General features: G+C 63.4%; 17 protein-coding genes and 2 pseudogenes. 8 read left to right on the plus strand and 11 right to left on the minus strand.

Features of this window, described 5'->3' with window-relative positions; all coding sequences use genetic code 11:
• Nucleotides 1-12: 12 nt before the first annotated feature.
• Complete coding sequence (locus GO608_RS19170) at nucleotides 13-1,350, minus strand: 2-hydroxyacyl-CoA dehydratase subunit D (protein WP_169198928.1); 1,338 nt, start codon at nucleotides 1,348-1,350, stop codon at nucleotides 13-15.
• A 599-nt stretch (nucleotides 1,351-1,949) separates the two neighbouring features.
• Here GO608_RS19170 and GO608_RS19175 point away from each other — a divergent pair.
• The 4 genes and pseudogenes from GO608_RS19175 to GO608_RS19190 form a co-directional block, all read left to right on the plus strand.
• Entirely contained in the window at nucleotides 1,950-2,552 is a 603-nt protein-coding gene (locus GO608_RS19175) for a (Fe-S)-binding protein (RefSeq protein WP_247003333.1), read from the plus strand.
• 291 nt (nucleotides 2,553-2,843) lie between these two features.
• Nucleotides 2,844-3,506: a TetR/AcrR family transcriptional regulator gene (locus tag GO608_RS19180; RefSeq protein WP_169198927.1), complete on the plus strand. Its 663-nt coding sequence runs from the start codon at nucleotides 2,844-2,846 to the stop codon at nucleotides 3,504-3,506.
• A 266-nt stretch (nucleotides 3,507-3,772) separates the two neighbouring features.
• On the plus strand, nucleotides 3,773-4,849 hold the full coding sequence (locus GO608_RS19185; protein ID WP_169198926.1) for an XdhC family protein: 1,077 nt from the start codon (nucleotides 3,773-3,775) through the stop codon (nucleotides 4,847-4,849).
• Nucleotides 4,850-5,105: 256 nt separating this feature from the next.
• A pseudogene (locus tag GO608_RS19190) lies at nucleotides 5,106-5,446 on the plus strand (transposase); the annotation flags it as partial.
• A 258-nt stretch (nucleotides 5,447-5,704) separates the two neighbouring features.
• Here the strand turns inward: GO608_RS19190 and GO608_RS19195 are convergent.
• From GO608_RS19195 to GO608_RS19235, 10 genes and pseudogenes are all read right to left on the minus strand, one after another.
• Nucleotides 5,705-6,121, minus strand: a complete 417-nt coding sequence (locus GO608_RS19195; RefSeq protein WP_169198925.1) for a single-stranded DNA-binding protein — start codon at nucleotides 6,119-6,121, stop codon at nucleotides 5,705-5,707.
• Nucleotides 6,122-6,189: 68 nt separating this feature from the next.
• Nucleotides 6,190-6,645, minus strand: coding sequence for a hypothetical protein (locus GO608_RS19200; protein ID WP_169198924.1), 456 nt, complete (start codon nucleotides 6,643-6,645; stop codon nucleotides 6,190-6,192).
• Between the two features lie 9 nt (nucleotides 6,646-6,654).
• Nucleotides 6,655-7,800: a PFL_4669 family integrating conjugative element protein gene (locus GO608_RS19205; RefSeq protein ID WP_169198923.1), complete on the minus strand. Its 1,146-nt coding sequence runs from the start codon at nucleotides 7,798-7,800 to the stop codon at nucleotides 6,655-6,657.
• Between the two features lie 11 nt (nucleotides 7,801-7,811).
• Nucleotides 7,812-8,210 carry a hypothetical protein gene (locus tag GO608_RS19210; RefSeq protein WP_169198922.1) on the minus strand — a complete coding sequence of 133 codons (399 nt, stop codon included), beginning with the start codon at nucleotides 8,208-8,210 and terminating at the stop codon, nucleotides 7,812-7,814.
• A gap of 105 nt (nucleotides 8,211-8,315) precedes the next feature.
• Entirely contained in the window at nucleotides 8,316-8,909 is a 594-nt protein-coding gene (locus GO608_RS19215) for an STY4526/YPO1902 family pathogenicity island replication protein (RefSeq protein ID WP_169198921.1), read from the minus strand.
• 10 nt (nucleotides 8,910-8,919) lie between these two features.
• A complete protein-coding gene (locus GO608_RS19220) occupies nucleotides 8,920-10,386 on the minus strand; it encodes a hypothetical protein (protein WP_247003335.1) in 1,467 nt (488 codons plus the stop codon).
• Nucleotides 10,355-11,260 carry a ParA family protein gene (locus GO608_RS19225; protein WP_169198920.1) on the minus strand — a complete coding sequence of 302 codons (906 nt, stop codon included), beginning with the start codon at nucleotides 11,258-11,260 and terminating at the stop codon, nucleotides 10,355-10,357. The genes GO608_RS19220 and GO608_RS19225 overlap by 32 nt, the downstream gene beginning before the upstream one ends.
• Before the next feature lie 247 nt (nucleotides 11,261-11,507).
• On the minus strand, nucleotides 11,508-11,924 hold the full coding sequence (locus GO608_RS19750; RefSeq protein WP_425532313.1) for a conjugal transfer nickase/helicase domain-containing protein: 417 nt from the start codon (nucleotides 11,922-11,924) through the stop codon (nucleotides 11,508-11,510).
• Between the two features lie 515 nt (nucleotides 11,925-12,439).
• Nucleotides 12,440-13,654: pseudogene (mobH, locus tag GO608_RS19755) on the minus strand (MobH family relaxase); the annotation flags it as partial.
• Between the two features lie 5 nt (nucleotides 13,655-13,659).
• Entirely contained in the window at nucleotides 13,660-14,160 is a 501-nt protein-coding gene (locus GO608_RS19235; protein WP_247003339.1) for a hypothetical protein, read from the minus strand.
• A gap of 579 nt (nucleotides 14,161-14,739) precedes the next feature.
• On the opposite strand from GO608_RS19235, the gene pilL2 reads away from it, so the two are divergent.
• The 4 genes from pilL2 to GO608_RS19255 are packed head-to-tail and all read left to right on the plus strand — an operon-like array spanning nucleotide 14,740 to nucleotide 16,955.
• Nucleotides 14,740-15,231: a PFGI-1 class ICE element type IV pilus protein PilL2 gene (gene pilL2 / locus GO608_RS19240; RefSeq protein WP_169200435.1), complete on the plus strand. Its 492-nt coding sequence runs from the start codon at nucleotides 14,740-14,742 to the stop codon at nucleotides 15,229-15,231.
• Nucleotides 15,228-15,887 carry a hypothetical protein gene (locus GO608_RS19245; protein WP_169200436.1) on the plus strand — a complete coding sequence of 220 codons (660 nt, stop codon included), beginning with the start codon at nucleotides 15,228-15,230 and terminating at the stop codon, nucleotides 15,885-15,887. Before pilL2 ends, GO608_RS19245 begins: the two co-directional genes overlap by 4 nt.
• A gap of 10 nt (nucleotides 15,888-15,897) precedes the next feature.
• A complete protein-coding gene (locus tag GO608_RS19250; protein ID WP_169200437.1) occupies nucleotides 15,898-16,383 on the plus strand; it encodes a hypothetical protein in 486 nt (161 codons plus the stop codon).
• On the plus strand, nucleotides 16,380-16,955 hold the full coding sequence (locus tag GO608_RS19255; RefSeq protein WP_169200438.1) for a transglycosylase SLT domain-containing protein: 576 nt from the start codon (nucleotides 16,380-16,382) through the stop codon (nucleotides 16,953-16,955). The genes GO608_RS19250 and GO608_RS19255 overlap by 4 nt, the downstream gene beginning before the upstream one ends.
• Nucleotides 16,956-17,067: the final 112 nt, after the last annotated feature.

Consider the following 17,067-nt stretch of genomic DNA (forward strand, 5'->3'; position numbering starts at 1 on the left):
CCATTTCTCTGGTTAGGCGGACGCTGCCTGTTGCTGGCGACGGGAAATGAGACCTTCGAAAAAGGCATCAACGCGATTTCTCATCGGCGCTTCCGCCACGACATCGGGATCAACCAGATCCGACTCGATAAATAGCGTCGGCAGTCCCATTTCGTTCGCAACAACGCGGCGCATGTCGGCCTGCCCGGTGGAGACGGTGCGACAACTCTTGACCGGATGAAAGACAACGCCGTCAAGCCCGAGCTCCGGAGCCAGTTTCTTTAGGTTATCGGACTCGTGAAACACGCTATCGGAACCGGATGCATGCATGATCAGTTGCCCTTCCGCGTAGCTGTCGATCGGGTCGTTGAGGTCGTACTGATAACCGGTCAAGGCACCTGTCGAGGCAAAATCGAGGTACGACGAATATACGAATATGCCTCCCCACCTGGAGAACATCTCATTGAATTGCCGATAGATTGGATAACAAGGTGTGCCGACGAGAGCGAGACGGAAGGTCTGCTTCATAGGCACGGTACCTTCGGTGCCCTTATCCAGCGCGCCAATACCATGCGCGACGCGATATTCGAGTTCTTCGACAAGATCCTTGAAGTACTTACTGGCAACCTCGGTTCCACGCAAAGCGTTGGCAACACCCATGTAAATATTCCCATCCGTCAACGCATTGAATACCGCAGGTTTATTTCTGTTGAGTTCGAGAACCCGCTTCAATCCAGCGTTTACATCATTCGAGAACGCAAGAATTTGCCTAAACTTGTCGATGTCGAATTTCTTACCTGTAATCCTCTCGCAAACGCTAATAGCTTCCTCGATCTGCCCCTTAAGATAGGCTTTTTCGTACTCGAATTTCTGCGTTCCGCGTTTCGGTTTTTCTCCGGCTGAGCGCGTCATTGGATAATCGAGGTTAATCGTCGGGCAGTCATAGGTCCGCTCCCAGATCTCACCCCATTTTATAAATGTATTGCAGTAATTATTGATCATCCCGAGTTTTGGTTTCGGGATTTTTCCCATCGGATGCTCGCCATTTCTGCGCTGAAGTGCAACACCGATTTTCACGTAGCCGCAGATATCAGGCGAATAGCCGTAATCTTCCGCGTCATCGATATAGTCGCGGGAAACATTCCGAAACGCGGTCTGCAACGAATTGATTTCCGGAAAAGTCGCGGGAATATCGAATGTCCGAAGAATTTCGATCACATTGCCCGCGATAAAGCAGTAGGCAGCTCCCTCTCCTCGCTTGGCAACCTCGGTCAAACTGTCGAACCATTCTCGGAACAAACGCGCACCGTCGTACACTCCTCGTCCGACAAGGACTTTTCCTTCGCCGGTCGTCTGGGTCGCTAAAGTCATTTGACGTTCTCCTCCTCACTTGTTTAATGGAAACGCGCTGCGACAGCTATTCGCGCTCACTTCCGCTCTGATACCGTCAGAGCGTCGAGAGCCGCATGTTCCCGCGACTCTTCAACTCCGTTTAACATACTGGCTGACTAGTATCAGACAGCATGATCTTGCTGTTGTCAACCGTTTCTTGCGGGTGCATTGCCTGCATCGGCTCGCTGTTGACCAGTGATTACTAGTCAGCTAGTATGTGTATTGGGCCGCACTGCCGACAAGGAAAATGAGTTGGTTAGTCATCGCAATCAGGACCTTCGACATCATGCAAACGTCGGCAAGGCCGCGTCGGCCACCGTAAGTCCCTTCTGCTTGAGCGCACGGCACGCGCAGTCGCCACCGAAGGGGCGACTGCGCGGCTCGACCCGGAGCCCGCGCCAGGAATCGTCACTTACTTCGCCGCGTCGCGCTGTGGCGGTGACGACGCTGTCGGGCGGCGGCATCGGTGCCATCACGAGCCGGCTCCAAACCCAGCGCTTTCCCATTGTCCTGGGGCCCGACGCAGCGCGGCTCCACTCCGGCGAGCGGATCGTCGTCGGACGGCGCGGGACGCAGTCGTGAAAACGGCGCTCAGCGCTTATGCGCTGCTGCTCGAGACAATGCTCTGGGCCGGTTGCACAGCGGAGGCCGCGGACGGTGTAAGTGTTGCAACGCCGGCCGCCAGCGTGATCGGCCTCGCACTCGTACGCCGCTTGGCGTGGAAACTCGAGCGTCGAGCCGCGCTCGATGCGGTACTTGGCTTCGCGCACCCTTCTTTCCGCATCGATGTCAGTGTGGTCGTCGCCGCGATGGAGGCGATGATGCCCGGCTCGAACTTCGGGCAATGCGGCTTCCTAGGCTGCGCCGGCGCAGCGGCCGCGCTCGTCGATGGCAGTGCATTTCTGACCCGTTGCTCGCATGGCGGGAAGGCTGTTGCCGCAGCGATCGCCGCGCGACTTCGACTCGTTTTCGATTGCAGCCGGGCCGGACTTGGCTACGGTACGGGCATTGCCTGCTACCGACGTCTACGCACTTGGCATTCTAGTGATATTGAAAAGCCCTGCATCAGAGGTTGCTGCAGGGTCGGAGGTTGGCCGGATCGACTGGAGCGCAAGCCTGCGCCGATGCCCGCAACGTGGAGACAAGAAGAGGGACGAGCCTTCGCGCCCGTGGGAGACTGACCCGTTGGACGCACACCTGCTGGCGCATCGTGTCGGCCATCTGCATCACGGCGCGCCGATAGCCGACCGAGCCGGCACAAATGGAGGCCGCCGCGACCTTGCAGGCTCTCCACCGTGAAGCAGCCTGAGTTAGGTATAACGACATAGCCCACCCATCACGACGATGTGAATTCGTATTGCTCCCTTAAAATGCTCCCGTCGAAAATTTTCAGAATGCGGCGTTCTCACTTAAGATTGCCAACCGTCTCCGCAGTGACGAGGGGCAACTCCATTGGAACATCTCCAGACATCATGAGAAAGCTGAACAAGAAGGAAGAGCAGAGGAAGGCCAGTACCGAGAATATACTGGCCTGCGCACTCGATCTTTTCGTCAAAAATGGTTACCGTGCGACCACGATTGATATGATCGCGGCAAGAGCAGGATTGACCAAGGGCGCGATCTATTTCTATTTCAAGACCAAAGAGGCAATCATACTGACGCTCCTTGAGGAAGCAGAAAAATATATTGTCGATCCGATCGAGGAGTACATGGCGAACGCGGGTCCGCGCGCCGACGCCAAGCTGGTGAAATTCATCAACACGCAAGCACTCCTTGGGGTGACTAAGCCGCAGCATGTCCTATTGCTTATTCTTGTGTCCATCGATTTTTCCGGCGCCGGAGATGACATTGAGAAAATGGCTAAGGCGATCTACCGTCGGATGTATGGGCACGTCGAACAGTTGATCGCACAAGGCCAAACCGAAGGGGTATTTCGGTCCGATTCCGGTAGCGATGAACTGGCGTCAATCGTGATGGCGGCCCACGACGGAGTGCTCATTGAATGGTATCGGAGACCGAACGAACTAACGGGAAAGACCCTCACTAAAGCATTGAGATCGGTACTTCTCAATGGCTTGATTGTGGAGAATAAAGATATCCTCACGATCGAAACGGCTCGCGAGAAAGCGCTCTAAGGAAGCGCTGATTAAATCAAAACCGTTCGGGCTGAGCCTGTCGAAGCCCTTGTTGTTGCAGGGAATGCCCTTCGACAAGCTCAGGGCGAACGGAATAAATCAGCGCTTCCCTAATAAGAGACTATTGCGAAGCTCCATGCAAGGCAACAGCGCCCGGATCGCCAGGTCGGTGTGCCGGCAGCGGGCTTGGACTATGCGCAACGACACCGAGGTGCTGAAGTCCCCCAGCCTGGTCAGCGACAGCTACGGAACGGAAGGAGTCTGCGATGGAGAACCTCGATATTCTGGTGCTGCGTGCGCTGCGCAACTGGCGCACGGCGGGCAAGCGTGCGCTGCTCGCGACGGTGGTACGTACTTGGGGCTCGTCGCCGCGGCCCGCCGGCTCGATCATGACGTTGTGCGAGGACGGTGCTGTGGTCGGCTCGGTGTCGAGCGGCTGCATTGAGGACGACCTGATTTACCGCTTCACCCGGGCCTATTCCGGCAAGCAGCCGGGGCATGAGATTCCCATTGGTCCGCCCGGCTTCGTAAAATACGGCATGACAGCCGATGAGGCGCATCGTTTTGGCCTGCCCTGCGGCGGCACGCTGGAACTTCTGTTGGAGTACGACCCCGACGCTGGCAGTTTGGCGCAGCTGGTAGAAGCACTCGAGACCGGGCGGCTGATGCGGCGCTCAGTGCGCTTGAGCGATGGCGCGGTCACGCAGGCCGAGGCGGAAGCACCCGAGGCATTGACGGTCGATGCCACCGAACTGGTTAACACCTTCGGACCCGAATACCGCATGCTGCTAATTGGCGCGGGCCAACTCGCGGAATGCCTCGCGACCATGGCGCTGTTCAGTGGTTTTTCCGTGACGGTGTGTGACCCGCGCGAGGAGTATCGCGGCGCTTGGAGCGTAGCCGGGGCCACGGTGGTGAGCGATATGCCCGACGATGTGGTACTGGTCTTCAAGCCCGACGGGCGCAGCTGTGTGGTGGCCCTCACGCATGATCCCAAACTAGACGACTTGGCGCTGCTGGAGGCGGTGAACACGAAGGCCTTTTACGTCGGCGCCATCGGCAGCCGCCGCAACAACGAGGCTCGTCACCAACGCATGCGCGAGTACTTTGACCTGAAGCCGGCCGACCTGGAGCGCTTACGCGGCCCCATAGGCGTTTACATTGGCAGCAAGACGCTCCCGGAGATCGCGGTGAGCATCATGGCCGAAATCCTGGCCGTAAAGAACGGGGTGGCCTTGCCGCGCGACATGGAAGTGGCCGAGGCGAAAAACCAACTCGCACTGCGCGCGAACGATCCGGACGGCATCGTGTGCGGGGTGTCCGCGCAGCGTGGAGCGGGCTGACCACCGCAACCTCAGTGGACGGCGTCCTGTGAGCTGCCCCACGAATTTCGTCTTCCAACGTCTTGCCATCGATGGCCACCACGCTGCCAAGACCTTTTCCGCCCCGCCGCCAACCACCTCTTCGGCAAGCTCTGTCAGCCGAGCACGAGCCTCGCCGATGGGGACCACATCGCTGGCACGCATCACCGTCTCCTTAAGGAAGCTCTGATCTATTCAGAACCGGTAAAATCCTCAAGTCATAAATCGCACTGCCGCCATGAAGCAAACAACCTTCGCCTCGCTGGCCTTCGACAGGAAGAAGAAACAGACTCGCCGGGAGCGTTTCCTCGCAGAGATGGAGACGGTGGTGCCTTGGGCAGCGCTGCTGGCGGTGATAGAGCCGCACTACCCGACGACGGGGCGCCGTGGCCGCCCGCCGATGCCGCTGGCGACGATGCTGCGGATCTACTTCATGCAGTAGTGGTACGCGCTGTCGGATCCGGCGACGGAAGCCGCGCTCTACGAGATCGAGTCGATGCGACCATTATCCACGCCCCGCCCTCGACGAAGAACGAGGACAAGAAGCGCGATCCGGAGATGCATCAGACGAAGAAAGGCAAGCCTCGCGGTGGATCCCTCGCTGCGTCACCATGAGTAGCATGACGTCGAACAAGATTCGCAGTCGGGGAGTTGGTGGGTAGCGGGGCGACGGTTCAAGGGAAGAAAGGTCCAATTCCCTTCCTTGGCGCTACACATACAAAGGGGTGCTCACGGAACGCATATGCCATCGGTACCAACAATGGGGCACGACTGAGCTTGCGTGCTGTTGGCTGTGACTGGCCGACCTCAGCGCAAAGGGGAGACAGCGGGAATAGTCTAGGTGGCGTCGGCAACCGCCTCGCTCGAGGATCCCGCAAGCTCCCGCTTGGGCTTGTACTCGACACCCGCAACCCGGCCCAGGCAAAGCGTAACGTCGTCGGCAGTGACTTGGAAGCCCGGCACCTTATCGGAGGCGCCGTCGGGCGAGTACAGGAACTGCTTGAGGACACCTTCGACCTGGACCCGCGCGCCCCGCCGCAACACGCGCGCCGCGTCCTCGCCGCGCTGGCCCCACAGCGACACGCTCATCCAGAATCCGCCGACCTGCTGGTACTCGTCATTGGCCTGGTCGTAGGCGTAGTCGTCGAAAAACACGCGCATCTCGGCGACCACCTCGTCTGCGCCGTTGACGGGCACGTGCTTGAGGATCGGTGTATCGCCAAGATTGCCTTTCCCGCGAAATACGTTCGGCATGATGCTCTCCATGGCGTCGGGGACGAACACGGCGGCGGCCGACGCCGGTGCCGCGACCGCGTGAAACTCTATGGATTGCGCTCGCAGGCGTGCCGCTGCGCGAGCCGCGCCTCGATCTCGCGCCGGTTAAGCTCGATCGCGTGCCGATGGATCCGCTCGTACCACTCTCGCAGCGCCCCGGGGAGCTGGGCGAACTGGGCGTGGATCGCGCCCCATGGGATGTGGCCGGCGCGGACCCCGGCGCCTGCCGCCCGCCAGCGCAGGTGGACCTGGCCTGTGTCCTTGCGCCGATGCACCGCAAGATAGAAGGTCCGCCCCCGCACCCGCCGAGTCAGCCGCGACAGCTCCTCCTGTTGGCGGTGAATGCTTGCAACACGGACCTGCGCCTGTCGCACATCAGCCGGAGCCCCTCCCCTACCCGTAAAGGCCTTTGTGTCAGCATCCTGTTGACAAGGCCTACTGCCGCAGCGCGGGTCGACGACGTCGGCAGCACCCGGCGGTTCGGGTTGCGCCAGCTCGCTCACCAGCGCACCTCAGTCGACCAGCCCATCGTCCGTTGCCTCATCCCGAGCTGCGCCACGCTCCGAATCGATGGCCGCGATGTCGGCGGCCACGCGCTCGAGCATGGCCTTCTCGGTGTCCGAAATCGCGATGCGGCGCTGGGAGTGGCGCGAGATCGGGTGGCCTGCATAGATGCCGGCTGGCACAGCACCGAAGATCCCGGAAACGGCTGCGACACGTTTTTGCGCATTGGCGTCCGCGCCGGGCAGGAAGTCGGCGCGGCTGAGCGCCAGCAGGTCCGGCTTGGTGAGCCAGGTCTCGAAACGGATGAACTCCTCGAATGCGGCACGCATTGGCCGAGTGAATTGGCGGATGGCGTCATGCGCCTCCTTGTCGGAGAACAAGGCCTTGCGGCCGAGCGTCTTGACTACCCGGACGTAGTAGTCGAATTCCACGATCAGCTCAGCGATGACATAGCCGTAGGGGCTGCGGAAGCCGAGCTCCAGAACCTTCGGGTCGCGCGACTTGAGGATGCCGAAACCGAGTCCCTTGTCGGCGCGCTTCTTGAGCTCAGCACTGAACAGCTGTGCCTGGCGGTCGAGCGCGCGCCTGAGCTCCGGGATGCGGTGATCGGCGCGAAGAAGCGCCCAGTCGGCGTACGGGTTGTTGTTACGCGTGAGCGCCCACAGCGCTTTCAGACTCGACGCAACCCGCTTGCCGCCGGGAATCGCGTTGTAGTGCCCGGCCGGGTCGCGTCGGCGGCCCATGAACATCCGAAAGCCCTCTTTGGTATGCAGCGTCATGGTGTCCGCACCCTCGTCGACCAGCGAGCCAAGATCGCGCAGCTGAGTCGCGACCGCAGGTTCGACCGTGGCGTCGGCGCCCGCGGTGACGCGGTATTCCGCCTCCATCTGCTTCAGCGCGTCGCTGCGCTGGAGGTAGAGCTCGTAGCGCGCCCAGCGCGGATCGTGGGGATCGGGGTCGTCAGCCTCGATGAGATCGGCAAGCTTCTCACGCTCCCTGGCAATGCTGTAGCGATCGGGAAACGGGGAGCGATCGTCAGTCTCGAAGGCGACCGGGGTACCACCCGAAAAGACGGGATCGAGGAGCCCGGGCTGATCGTCGGCAGGAGCCGGAGAGGATCGAGGAAGCGGTGGGGCGATCGGGTGGGATGACATCGGTTCTTCCTCTAGGTGGCGTGGGAGAGGTCTTCGGCGGGCGGCTCGACCGGCTGCAATTGGACCAGCGCCGGGATGGGCGTGAAGCCGGGCAGGAAGTCGCATTCGGGAAGCGGGCTCCTCAAGAGCTGCCGCAGCGCCGTCATGTCGACGGTATAAGCGCCGGTCGCGCGGCTGACCTTGCGACTACGGATCAGGCGGCGCTCTTCCAAGCGCAGCAAGGCGCGCTGGACAACCTGATGGCCCAGCAGCATGTAGCCGGCCAACGCGCGGCTGGATACGCGGACCGGGGCACGGTCTGCGCCCCGCCACAGCAGGGCGAGGAGCACCGCAGTCGCAGCGTAATCACCGTTCAGGCGAACGAGCACCTCAATGGTGATCTGCGGTTCGGAAGGGCTGTGTACGGACATAGGGAAGCACGGCTGGTTGAGGAAGTCCCCGCCAGAAGCGCATTGCACTGGGTCGATTGAATCCAGCGGCTATTGCGTGTGCGCTGGGTTGAATGAATCCAGCGTTTACGGCGTGGACGTTGGGTTGGAAGAATCCAGATGCTCGATGCCCTCGGCGTCCGCATCGAACTCGTGCACGACGTGCCACAGCGTGGCGATCGAATGGTCAGGGAATGCGCGATGCAGTTCCACGAACTGACGCTGCGGCGGGCACATGCATCGAATGGTGGACCAGGCGTTATGGACCGCCTCGCGAACACTCGGATCGGGAAGAGCCGGCCGGCCACGCGGCGGCGGATCGGGGCAAAGTAGTGCGCGTTGCTGCTGAATCTCCGCCAAGGTCATCTTGAAGAGGTGAACCAGCAGCGGGGGCTGGGCGCCGTGCATGACGTGATATTCCATCAGCTGCCGCATTTCGGCGATCGCGCAATGCCGTCGATAGGCGGCCTCGAGGGTTGCGGGATCGAAATGAATGCGGACATCGAGCTGAGGCATGCCGGCGATGGATGCGAGGTCGCGGGCGGACGCGGCACGCAAGGTGTCGAGGATGTCGGGGGTGAGCCCGGCCTCGAGCAGCGTCTGCAGCTCGCCGGTGTCGAGCAGATGAATGAGATGCGACAGCAGGGCGTACCGCAGTTGCTCGCTTCTTATGGGGATCATCTCGCGCCTCCTACTCCTTCTCGACGCTGGGCGGCTTCGCCGCACATGCGCCGTGGTACGCGTCGAGGAGCGATCGTGTTGCCGCCCAGGAGGATGGGTCACGCAGCAAGGCCATGATGGGGTCGGCCTCCGTCTCGCGCCCACCGGCGCGGATCGACAGCTGCGCCAGGAGCCGGTGAGCGGCCGCGCGCCCGAGCTGCCCCGTCTCTTCCGGGTCGCCGGGCGCCGCCGGCAAAGGCTCAACACTGAATCCTTGTGGTCGACCGGGGTCCAGGCGGACGCAGTCGGACAACCGGAACACACGGACGAAGTCCGCGATCCGCTTCGAAAACCGTGCCCCTGTCCGCGCGTGCCAGCCCTTTCGCGTCGGCAGCGGGGCCGCTGCCGCCCTATGCCCCACCGCGTCTGTCGCATCCGACGCCGCGTCCCATGGCTGCGGCTCGCACAGGAGACGGCGGATCTCCGAATCAGGCAACTGCCGGTCGGCACCGGCGACCGCTTGTGCGGCGCGCTCCGCGGCCGACGGCGTGCATTTTGCGAGGGTCGCGAACTGCGAGGTCATGCGGGAGAGGATCATCTCCACCTCGTCCTTGCCGAGTCGTGGCGGATCGTCTATCTCTCGGACCGCGTTGATCTCCGTGGCGAGGTCGGCCACGAGTTCCTCGAATGCGGTCTGACGCACCAGGGGATCCAAATTGAGTGCGTTTGCGAGCTTGTCGAGGCACCCGAAGCGGGAGCGAATGGCGGCCGTGCTCTCGTGTGTGAGGTGCAACCCGATCGGGGCCAAGTAATCGATGGCGAAGAGGTAGTTGGAGGCGGTAACGCTGTGGAGCTTCAGGCCGCAGCGTTGGGCGTGCTCGGACAATTCGCGTAGGCTCAGTGGTCGCTGGAGCTCGGATTCGAGCTCGCTCTTGAGCAGTGCGGTGCCGCGGGCCTTCTCCCAGAAGAGGGTCTCCGCGCGATTCTCATTCTCGGCCAAGTGGGCCGCGATGACATCGGCCTCGCTCAGCCACCGATGCACGACGACGCGAATCCACTCATAACGGGCGTCGTGCGTCTCGAGCCATAGCTCCTGGACGATTTGCAGGCGCGTATTGCCGCCGAAATAGCACATGTAGCGGTTGGCGCCCGGCCTGCGAGTCACGCTCAGCGCATCCTTCAGACCACCCCGAGCTTCGATGGAGGCGCGGATATCGGCATACCGCTTGTTGGTTCGCACGCGGGGGTTACGGTCGTAGCAATCGATGTCCATGCACCGCACGAGCATCCAGCCATCGACGTCCTCGCCGGGCTGGAGGTCAGCCGCGGCGTTAGCCGCTTCCTTGACGGCCAAGCTGTGTTGAACGAGCCGCGCACGACGCTCGCCGGTTGTGGCATTGGCCGGGGACGCCTGGAGCTTTCCTCGCTTTTCCATGTGCTGTGCCAGTTCCTTAATGGAGAGGGAGTCAGGCAATCGCGTTCTGGACATCATGGCCATCGACGACCTCGCTGAAAGCTTCCGGCGGCACACCAGCGTGGGTGCCATCGAGGCTCGGAATGAGCTCCCACAGGAGCGCGTGCATTGCAGGACTCGCCTTGACCGGGTCGATCCAGTGCACCGGGACCTGAGCGGTGGCGGCATTGCGGTACGCAACGGCGTGCGGTATGACCGTTTTCAGGAGCAGGACCTTGCACTTGAGTTGCTGATAGCTCTCGCGAATCGCCAGGCCGATCTCGCGTGCGTCGCGGGTGTTTTCGTGGCGGTAGATGATCGCCAGCATTTGCGGCACGGAGATGCCGAATGCAACAGCCGTTTCCACACGGTTCAGCAGTTCCTGTGTGCCCGACAGGAACTCGCGCGCCGAGAGGATATCGGGCGAGATCGGCGAAAGGAGCACATCGGCTGCCAGAACTGCGGCATCCTGAAGGTGGCCCACCGCACCCTGGGTATCGATGAGCACGACATCGTAGTGCTCATGCAGCAGCGGACTGCGCAAGGCTAGTTTGATGCGCAACGCGCTGTCCATGCGCGGCGCCAGCCAGTCCTGGAGCGTCCCCTGCGGCGCATCGGAAATGACGATGTCCAGGCAGCCGTTCGGGTTGAGCTGCGGCTGTCGACGCAATGGCACGGGCGCGAGCGCGAAGTCGATGGTTGAAATGCAGTCGTCGGTGAGCGCACCCTGCTTGATCATTTGCGTCAATCCATGCCGCGCCCGCTTGGCAATGGGGTAATAGCGACTGAGGCTCGGCTGCACATCGGCATCGATGAGCAGGACACGCATGCCGATGTCGGCGAGCAGCGCGCCGAGGTTAGCGGTCAGGGTGGACTTCCCGACACCTCCTTTGGTCGATACGGTGCTGTAGACGATCATCCGATCTCCTCCGGTGAATTAACGGCGAGCGGGGGACGAAAGCGAGGGGAAAGCTTGAGTGTCGGCGAGGTGAGGCTGCGACACAGGCGCATGAAGCGACGAGGGCGTCCCTGATAGAATGGAGCTTGTTCGTATCCAGAATCGAACATCATTCGCAGCTTGTCAACGCGGAAACATACTGAAACACGCCACCTGCATGGGGACTGGATGCCCGGTTGAGTCGGTCTCGCGACCGCGGGCGGGTGGATCACGAGCACGCTCCAGGCGGCTCGGACGACTTGGGATCGACGAACGGCACCACGCTCGGATTCGACGGCGGAACAGGATTGAACCAGCGCTCGGGGTGCTGGATCACGACCGCGGCGAGCTTTCCTACGCGTTTGCCGCCGCGGCCGATTACGCCGAAGTGATGAACGTTCGAGTTTCCGGGGCCGACCAGGTGCCAGTGCGCCTTGATGACCTGGCGCTGGATGCCGATACCCTGCTTGTCGGATGGGCTTGTGCCAGGGTCCAACCCATTGCCGTCGTCGCCGTAGAGCGCTGCAAACTCGCGGAAAGTCCGCGGGGAGACCAGCGCCATCCCCTCGGGTACGAAATGGACCGGCGCGCCCGCTTCGTTGTAGGGGATGGAACCATCTGCGATGCCCTGTTGCAGCCACGCCATGAAGCGGCAGGCTGCCTCGCCGGGCGCCTCATGATCCGACTTGCCGCCGTCGGCGTCCGTCTTAGGCACGGACACGAACGGGGTGACGGGCCGGGTAGCCGGAGGCAGGCGGCCGCGTGTTCCGGACGCGGCACTGGCAGCCGTCGCCGAATCGTCATTCGAGAGGAATTCGTGGTTTCGGCCGAGCCCTGCGGTCGCGCCTGGCACCTCATATTCCTCGGCCTCACTGTTCTTCGCCCCGCTCGTCGGCTGCTCATCACTCGAGGATCGCTTGACGGCTGCATGGGCGGGTTTCGGGGAGGAACGGGGGATGGCGGGGTCAGGAGACCCGAGGCGCGTTGCCGCTCGGGGTGGGCATCACACGTCTTTGGTGCGCCGCCCAAGCGATCGCCCGGCGGCTCGTCGGGTCGCGTGCCCCGTGTCTTGCGGGGTGGTATGACGAAGAGCTCGCCGTCGAAGTCGGAGGGGTAATCGTCCACCGAGTCAAAAAGCTTCGCCAAGGGGAACTTCAGCATCGCGAACTCGTGCGTATACCCCTCGCCGCGGACCTCCACGTACCAGATCGCCTGTCCGGTATCGGGGTTGCGCTCAAGTAGGCCGTAGTCCTGCCAGCTGTCGAATAGCCGGTCGTTCTTCGCCGGCCCCGGGATGCTCGCGCCGTCGGTTGGATCGGCGCGCGCGATCTCTTCCCGTACGGTGTCCGCGAGCCGCTTCGCCACGAACCAGGCTGCGCCAGCACCGATCCAGCCTGCCGCACCATCCCGGTTGAGCGGCAATGCACCTTGGCGCAGCAGCCGGCGCATGGCATTCATCAGCTGATCGACCAGCGGGATGGCTGTCGCAGTCGCGAACTGGTTGCGTGGCCCCAGCTGCAAGTTGCTCGCGGCCGAGTGGCGATCCGCTTGGCGCACGATCTCGGCCAGCACCCCGGTCGCATCATCCCCCGACCAAGCCGCCTCGAGCTCGCGCATGACTGACGGTTCGCGCGCCACAAAGGCCAGGGCTGTTGCAGGGACGATCCTTGGTGCCAGCACCAGCGGCAGGCGACGGTGCGCACCGTAGTTGCGTTCGGCTTTCGGCGCGAATCGCACCTCATATTCGACCGCGTCGGCGGTCGGCATGTCGCCGCATACCGGCAGCCAGGGGCGTCCCGGACCATCTGGCCGTTCGGCGATGCTTACCCGCAAGTCGGTCATCGTCTTGCCGATGTCGTGGAGCAGCGCGGCGAGGATGACTGCGTAAGTCCAGTGATCGCGCTGGGCGTCGATCGCCTCGGCAGCGCCGCCTTTCGGCAGCAGGTATCCATTGCGCAAGGCGACCGCCGCACGGATGACTTCGATCGTGTGGGCGGCCAGGCCGCCAACGTGCGCGTGGTGGTGCGCCTCGCTCGCCGGCAGAAGCTGGACGAACTGCAGGTAGCCGAGGATCGCGGGCCCGACGTCGCGATCCCACATGGCTTGGCTCAGTTTCGATTCACGATGGATTTGTTGCAGCGCGTTCGAAAGCTTGCACACATGGACCAGCACCGGCGCGTCGAGGACCCTGAGCCAGCCCGTTCGGTTTGCCGCCAGTCCAGGGGCGGCACCGGTGGCCGGAGTCCCCGCGTTCGCCGGCTTTGCGTCGATATCGGCCCGACGTTGCTGCACGACCCGTTCGCGGCGGATAGACCAGCCGAGCCAGCCGCCCAGCGCTGCCGCAGCCAGGAAACATGCGCCAGCCAGCTCGATCATGTGGATCAGCTCCGGCGATTGTAGATCTGGGCTGCACAGAACTGCGCCAGCAGCCAGTTCTCCAGGACTTGCGGTGGTGGCGCCGGCCGCTCGGACTCCCACACTTCGACGGTCGTACCTCTACAGAACGAGGAGAAGGTCTCCGCCAGAGGCCTCCACTTCTCATCGCCACGTTGGGCGCGGTACCGACAGAACGGCAACGCGGCCAGATCCGTGGCCAGCCGGACCGGATCGGCCGGTCGCAGCGCCTCCACGTAGCGCGCCAGCAGACCCCGGACCGTCAGCACCGGATCGTCCTCCGGGTAGAGGTACACCTCCAGGCCGTCGTATCGCCCGAGCCAGCCCAGCAGCACGCTGCGCCATCCCGGCTCGCCGAGGCCCTCGAGGAAATGACCGATGGTCACAACGGCCTGGGTACGGGCCTCCTGCTGGAGGGGGGAAATCGGCGGGGGTAGGTCGTTCATCACGAAGACACGTCCGGAAAGGTGCGAGTTGTTCTTCTTCACATCGTGGCCCGAGCCTTGGACGGCCGCCCGCGGCCGCGCATGGCCCGTCTTACTTTCGGCATAGGACAGAGGACTTGGTGAGGAGTCGATGGCACCCACGATTGCCGGATCGCGACGAGAGCGTGCCGCATTTCGCCCTTTCCGTCAGCACCAAATTCGCGCCAGGTTTTTCGACTTTCCGCTTGACATGCCGCAGCGGCAGTGCCGGCCCCTTTGGCGCATTTGCCTTCAGGCTGCTCCAGGCGGCCTGAAGGCCCCGTCTCCCGTCGGCCTTTGCCGCAAGGCACCCCGTACCAGTAAATCCTTCGCCCAGCGGAATTTGCGCTGGGCGCCCTTTCGGGTTGGGCCCGTAGCCCGGTAGAAGGCGGACCGCCGCGGGCCGCCCACCCTTCAATCCTTTCGCCCGCCATTTTCTTCATCTCGTTGCAAGGCGAAACTCAAAAAATCTTTTTTGAATTTCGGGCTGCAAGCCGGCGACGCGCTCGCCACACTGCGCCCCGTGACTGGCCGCTGACCCCAGCAGCCCGGCGTCCTCACCGCCTCCCGGTGGGGACGCCTTCCATCACGGAGCAGACCGCCATGTCTCGCCTTCTTGCGCTTGCGCTACTGCTGGTTGTCACCGGTGCGTCGGCTACCCCGCCCCCGCCCGACCACGTCCGCCTTGCCCGTTACACCGACGCCGAGCCTGTCCCTGCTGCAGCCGTCGTCGATCCTCTCACCGTCGTCGCGACCGTCCACTTCCCTCGCGAGCAGGTGCGAACCGTAGGCGATGCGGTCGACTATCTCCTCCTGCGGACCGGCTACCGCGTGGCATCCGCCGACCCCGCTGCCACAACCCTCCTGGCCTTGCCCTTGCCCGAATCGCATCGCGTCCTGGGGCCCTACCCTGCCCGCGCCATTCTTCAGGTTCTCCTCGGAAACGCCTACGACGTGAAGGCGTCGCCCGTCGATCGCACTCTGGCGATCGCCTTGCGTGATCCTGGCTCCGCGCCCCCCGGCGCGGTGGCGACGGTTGAAGAGGTCGTCATCCGTCCCGTCGCCCCCGCCACGCCACTGGAGGCGATCCAATGAACGCGCCGCAAACCCCGCCCGTCGGTGCATCCTCCCGCCCCACTCCGCGATTTTCGCTGCGCTCGCCGGGCCACCGCACGCTCGTGCTGTACCTGATCACTGCCCTGCTCGTCGCTGGCACAGTCTTCCTTCTCCTCGGCTCACGATCGTCGGAACCGGTTCCGGAACCGGAGCGTACCGAGCCGGAGCGGCAGCCACTCCCGCCGATCGCGGCGCCCGAGCCCCCGCCGGCACCTCCTGAGTCGCCGCGTATTGACCGGCTTGACGAGCGCATCGTCGAACTCTCCCGCTCCTTCGACGCTCTCGAGGCCCGGTTTTCCACCATCGAAACCCGCCTTGTCGCGTCTGACGAGCACAACGACGACCTCCGTGCGCAGCTGGAAGCGCTCGCCAATCCGCCCCGGCCGGCGCCGGTCCCGGCGCGTCGGACCGTGGCCACCAAGCCACCCAAGCCGCAAATGCCCACGGTCCTGTCGATCGACACCTGGGGCAGTGAGCCCTCTGTCGCGATTCGCGGCCTGCACGGCGAGATGACGTTCTATCGCGAGGGCGATGTCGTGGGCGTTGCACGCATCGAGCGCATCGACCCACAGGCCCGTCGGGTCCACCTCCGATCGTCCGATGGCACCCTGACCGCCATCGGTGTACAGCACTGAGGGGCTGCGCATGCGCAAGACCGTCCTCTTCCTCCTCGTCGCCGCGCTGCACCCGGCCGCGGCAGTTGAAACCGGCCACACGCGGCTGCGCGGCGTCCAACCCGGTACCACCGCCACCAACCCCTCCGCCGCCGAGGCCACCGAAGTTGCCGCCGTCGATCGCGTCGAGGCTGGCTACTGGGCCATCACCGTCGAGGAGCTGCAACGCGCGCGACACCTGATGCACGGCCCACGTGGCGCCTTCAGCGTATCCAACATCAGCCCGGTCGAAGTGCTTGGCATCCACGCCCGCTCCGACGCGGAGCGGGATCGGTATGCGGAGCTCTTCACCAAGCTGTTGCACGACGATGCTCAGCGTGTCCTCGCGTGGCAGCGAGCCGGTGATGCGGCGATGCGACGTCTCTTCCCGCACGACAAGGCGATCGACTTTGGACGCGCCCCGAACACTCCCTCCCTCCCCAACTGGTACTTCGCGCCGGGAGGGGCGGCGCCATGAGCGTGTCCGGCGCACGTCGCGCCTTCCTCGCCCGCCTCTGTCAGGGCGGGCTGCTCGTGGCAGCGCCGGCGCTCGCCTTCGGCAGCGAGCGCCGACAGACGGTCTATCCGCCGGTCCCGCCCGCCTACCTCAGCGTGGCCCGGTCGCTCACGCTTCCGCCCAAACTCCTTTTTGCGATCGCGATCCAGGAATCCGTCATGCAGTGGGGGGCGCTGGCGTTGCCCTGGCCATGGACGCTCAACGTCCGCCGTAGCCCCCGTCGCTACCAACGTTATCCGGAAGCCGTCAGCGAGCTCAAGCGCGTGCTCGCGCAGGGCGTACGCAATGTGGATTGCGGCCCGATGCAGGTGAACTGGCACTACCACGCCGACAAATTGCGTACCCCCGAGCTCGCGCTCGACCCCTGGCACAACCTGCGGGTGGCCGGCGCGATCCTTCTCGACCGCCGTCGCTCCGCATCCAATTGGTTCGACGCCACCGGCGCCTATCACAACCCCGCCGACCTCGCGCGAGGCAACCGTTACGCGCATTCCGTCTTCGCCCGATTGGAGAGGATTCCCGATCATGCCTGAGCTGCTGCATTGGACAGCTCTCGCTGCATCCCCCATCGGAGCCGATTGCGCGCGGCTCTCCGCTGCGTTTTCCACTGCTCTTGTCGGAGATGATCGCGCCGGGACGACTCGG

Source organism: Aromatoleum buckelii, assembly GCF_012910785.2.
GTDB lineage: Bacteria > Pseudomonadota > Gammaproteobacteria > Burkholderiales > Rhodocyclaceae > Aromatoleum > Aromatoleum buckelii.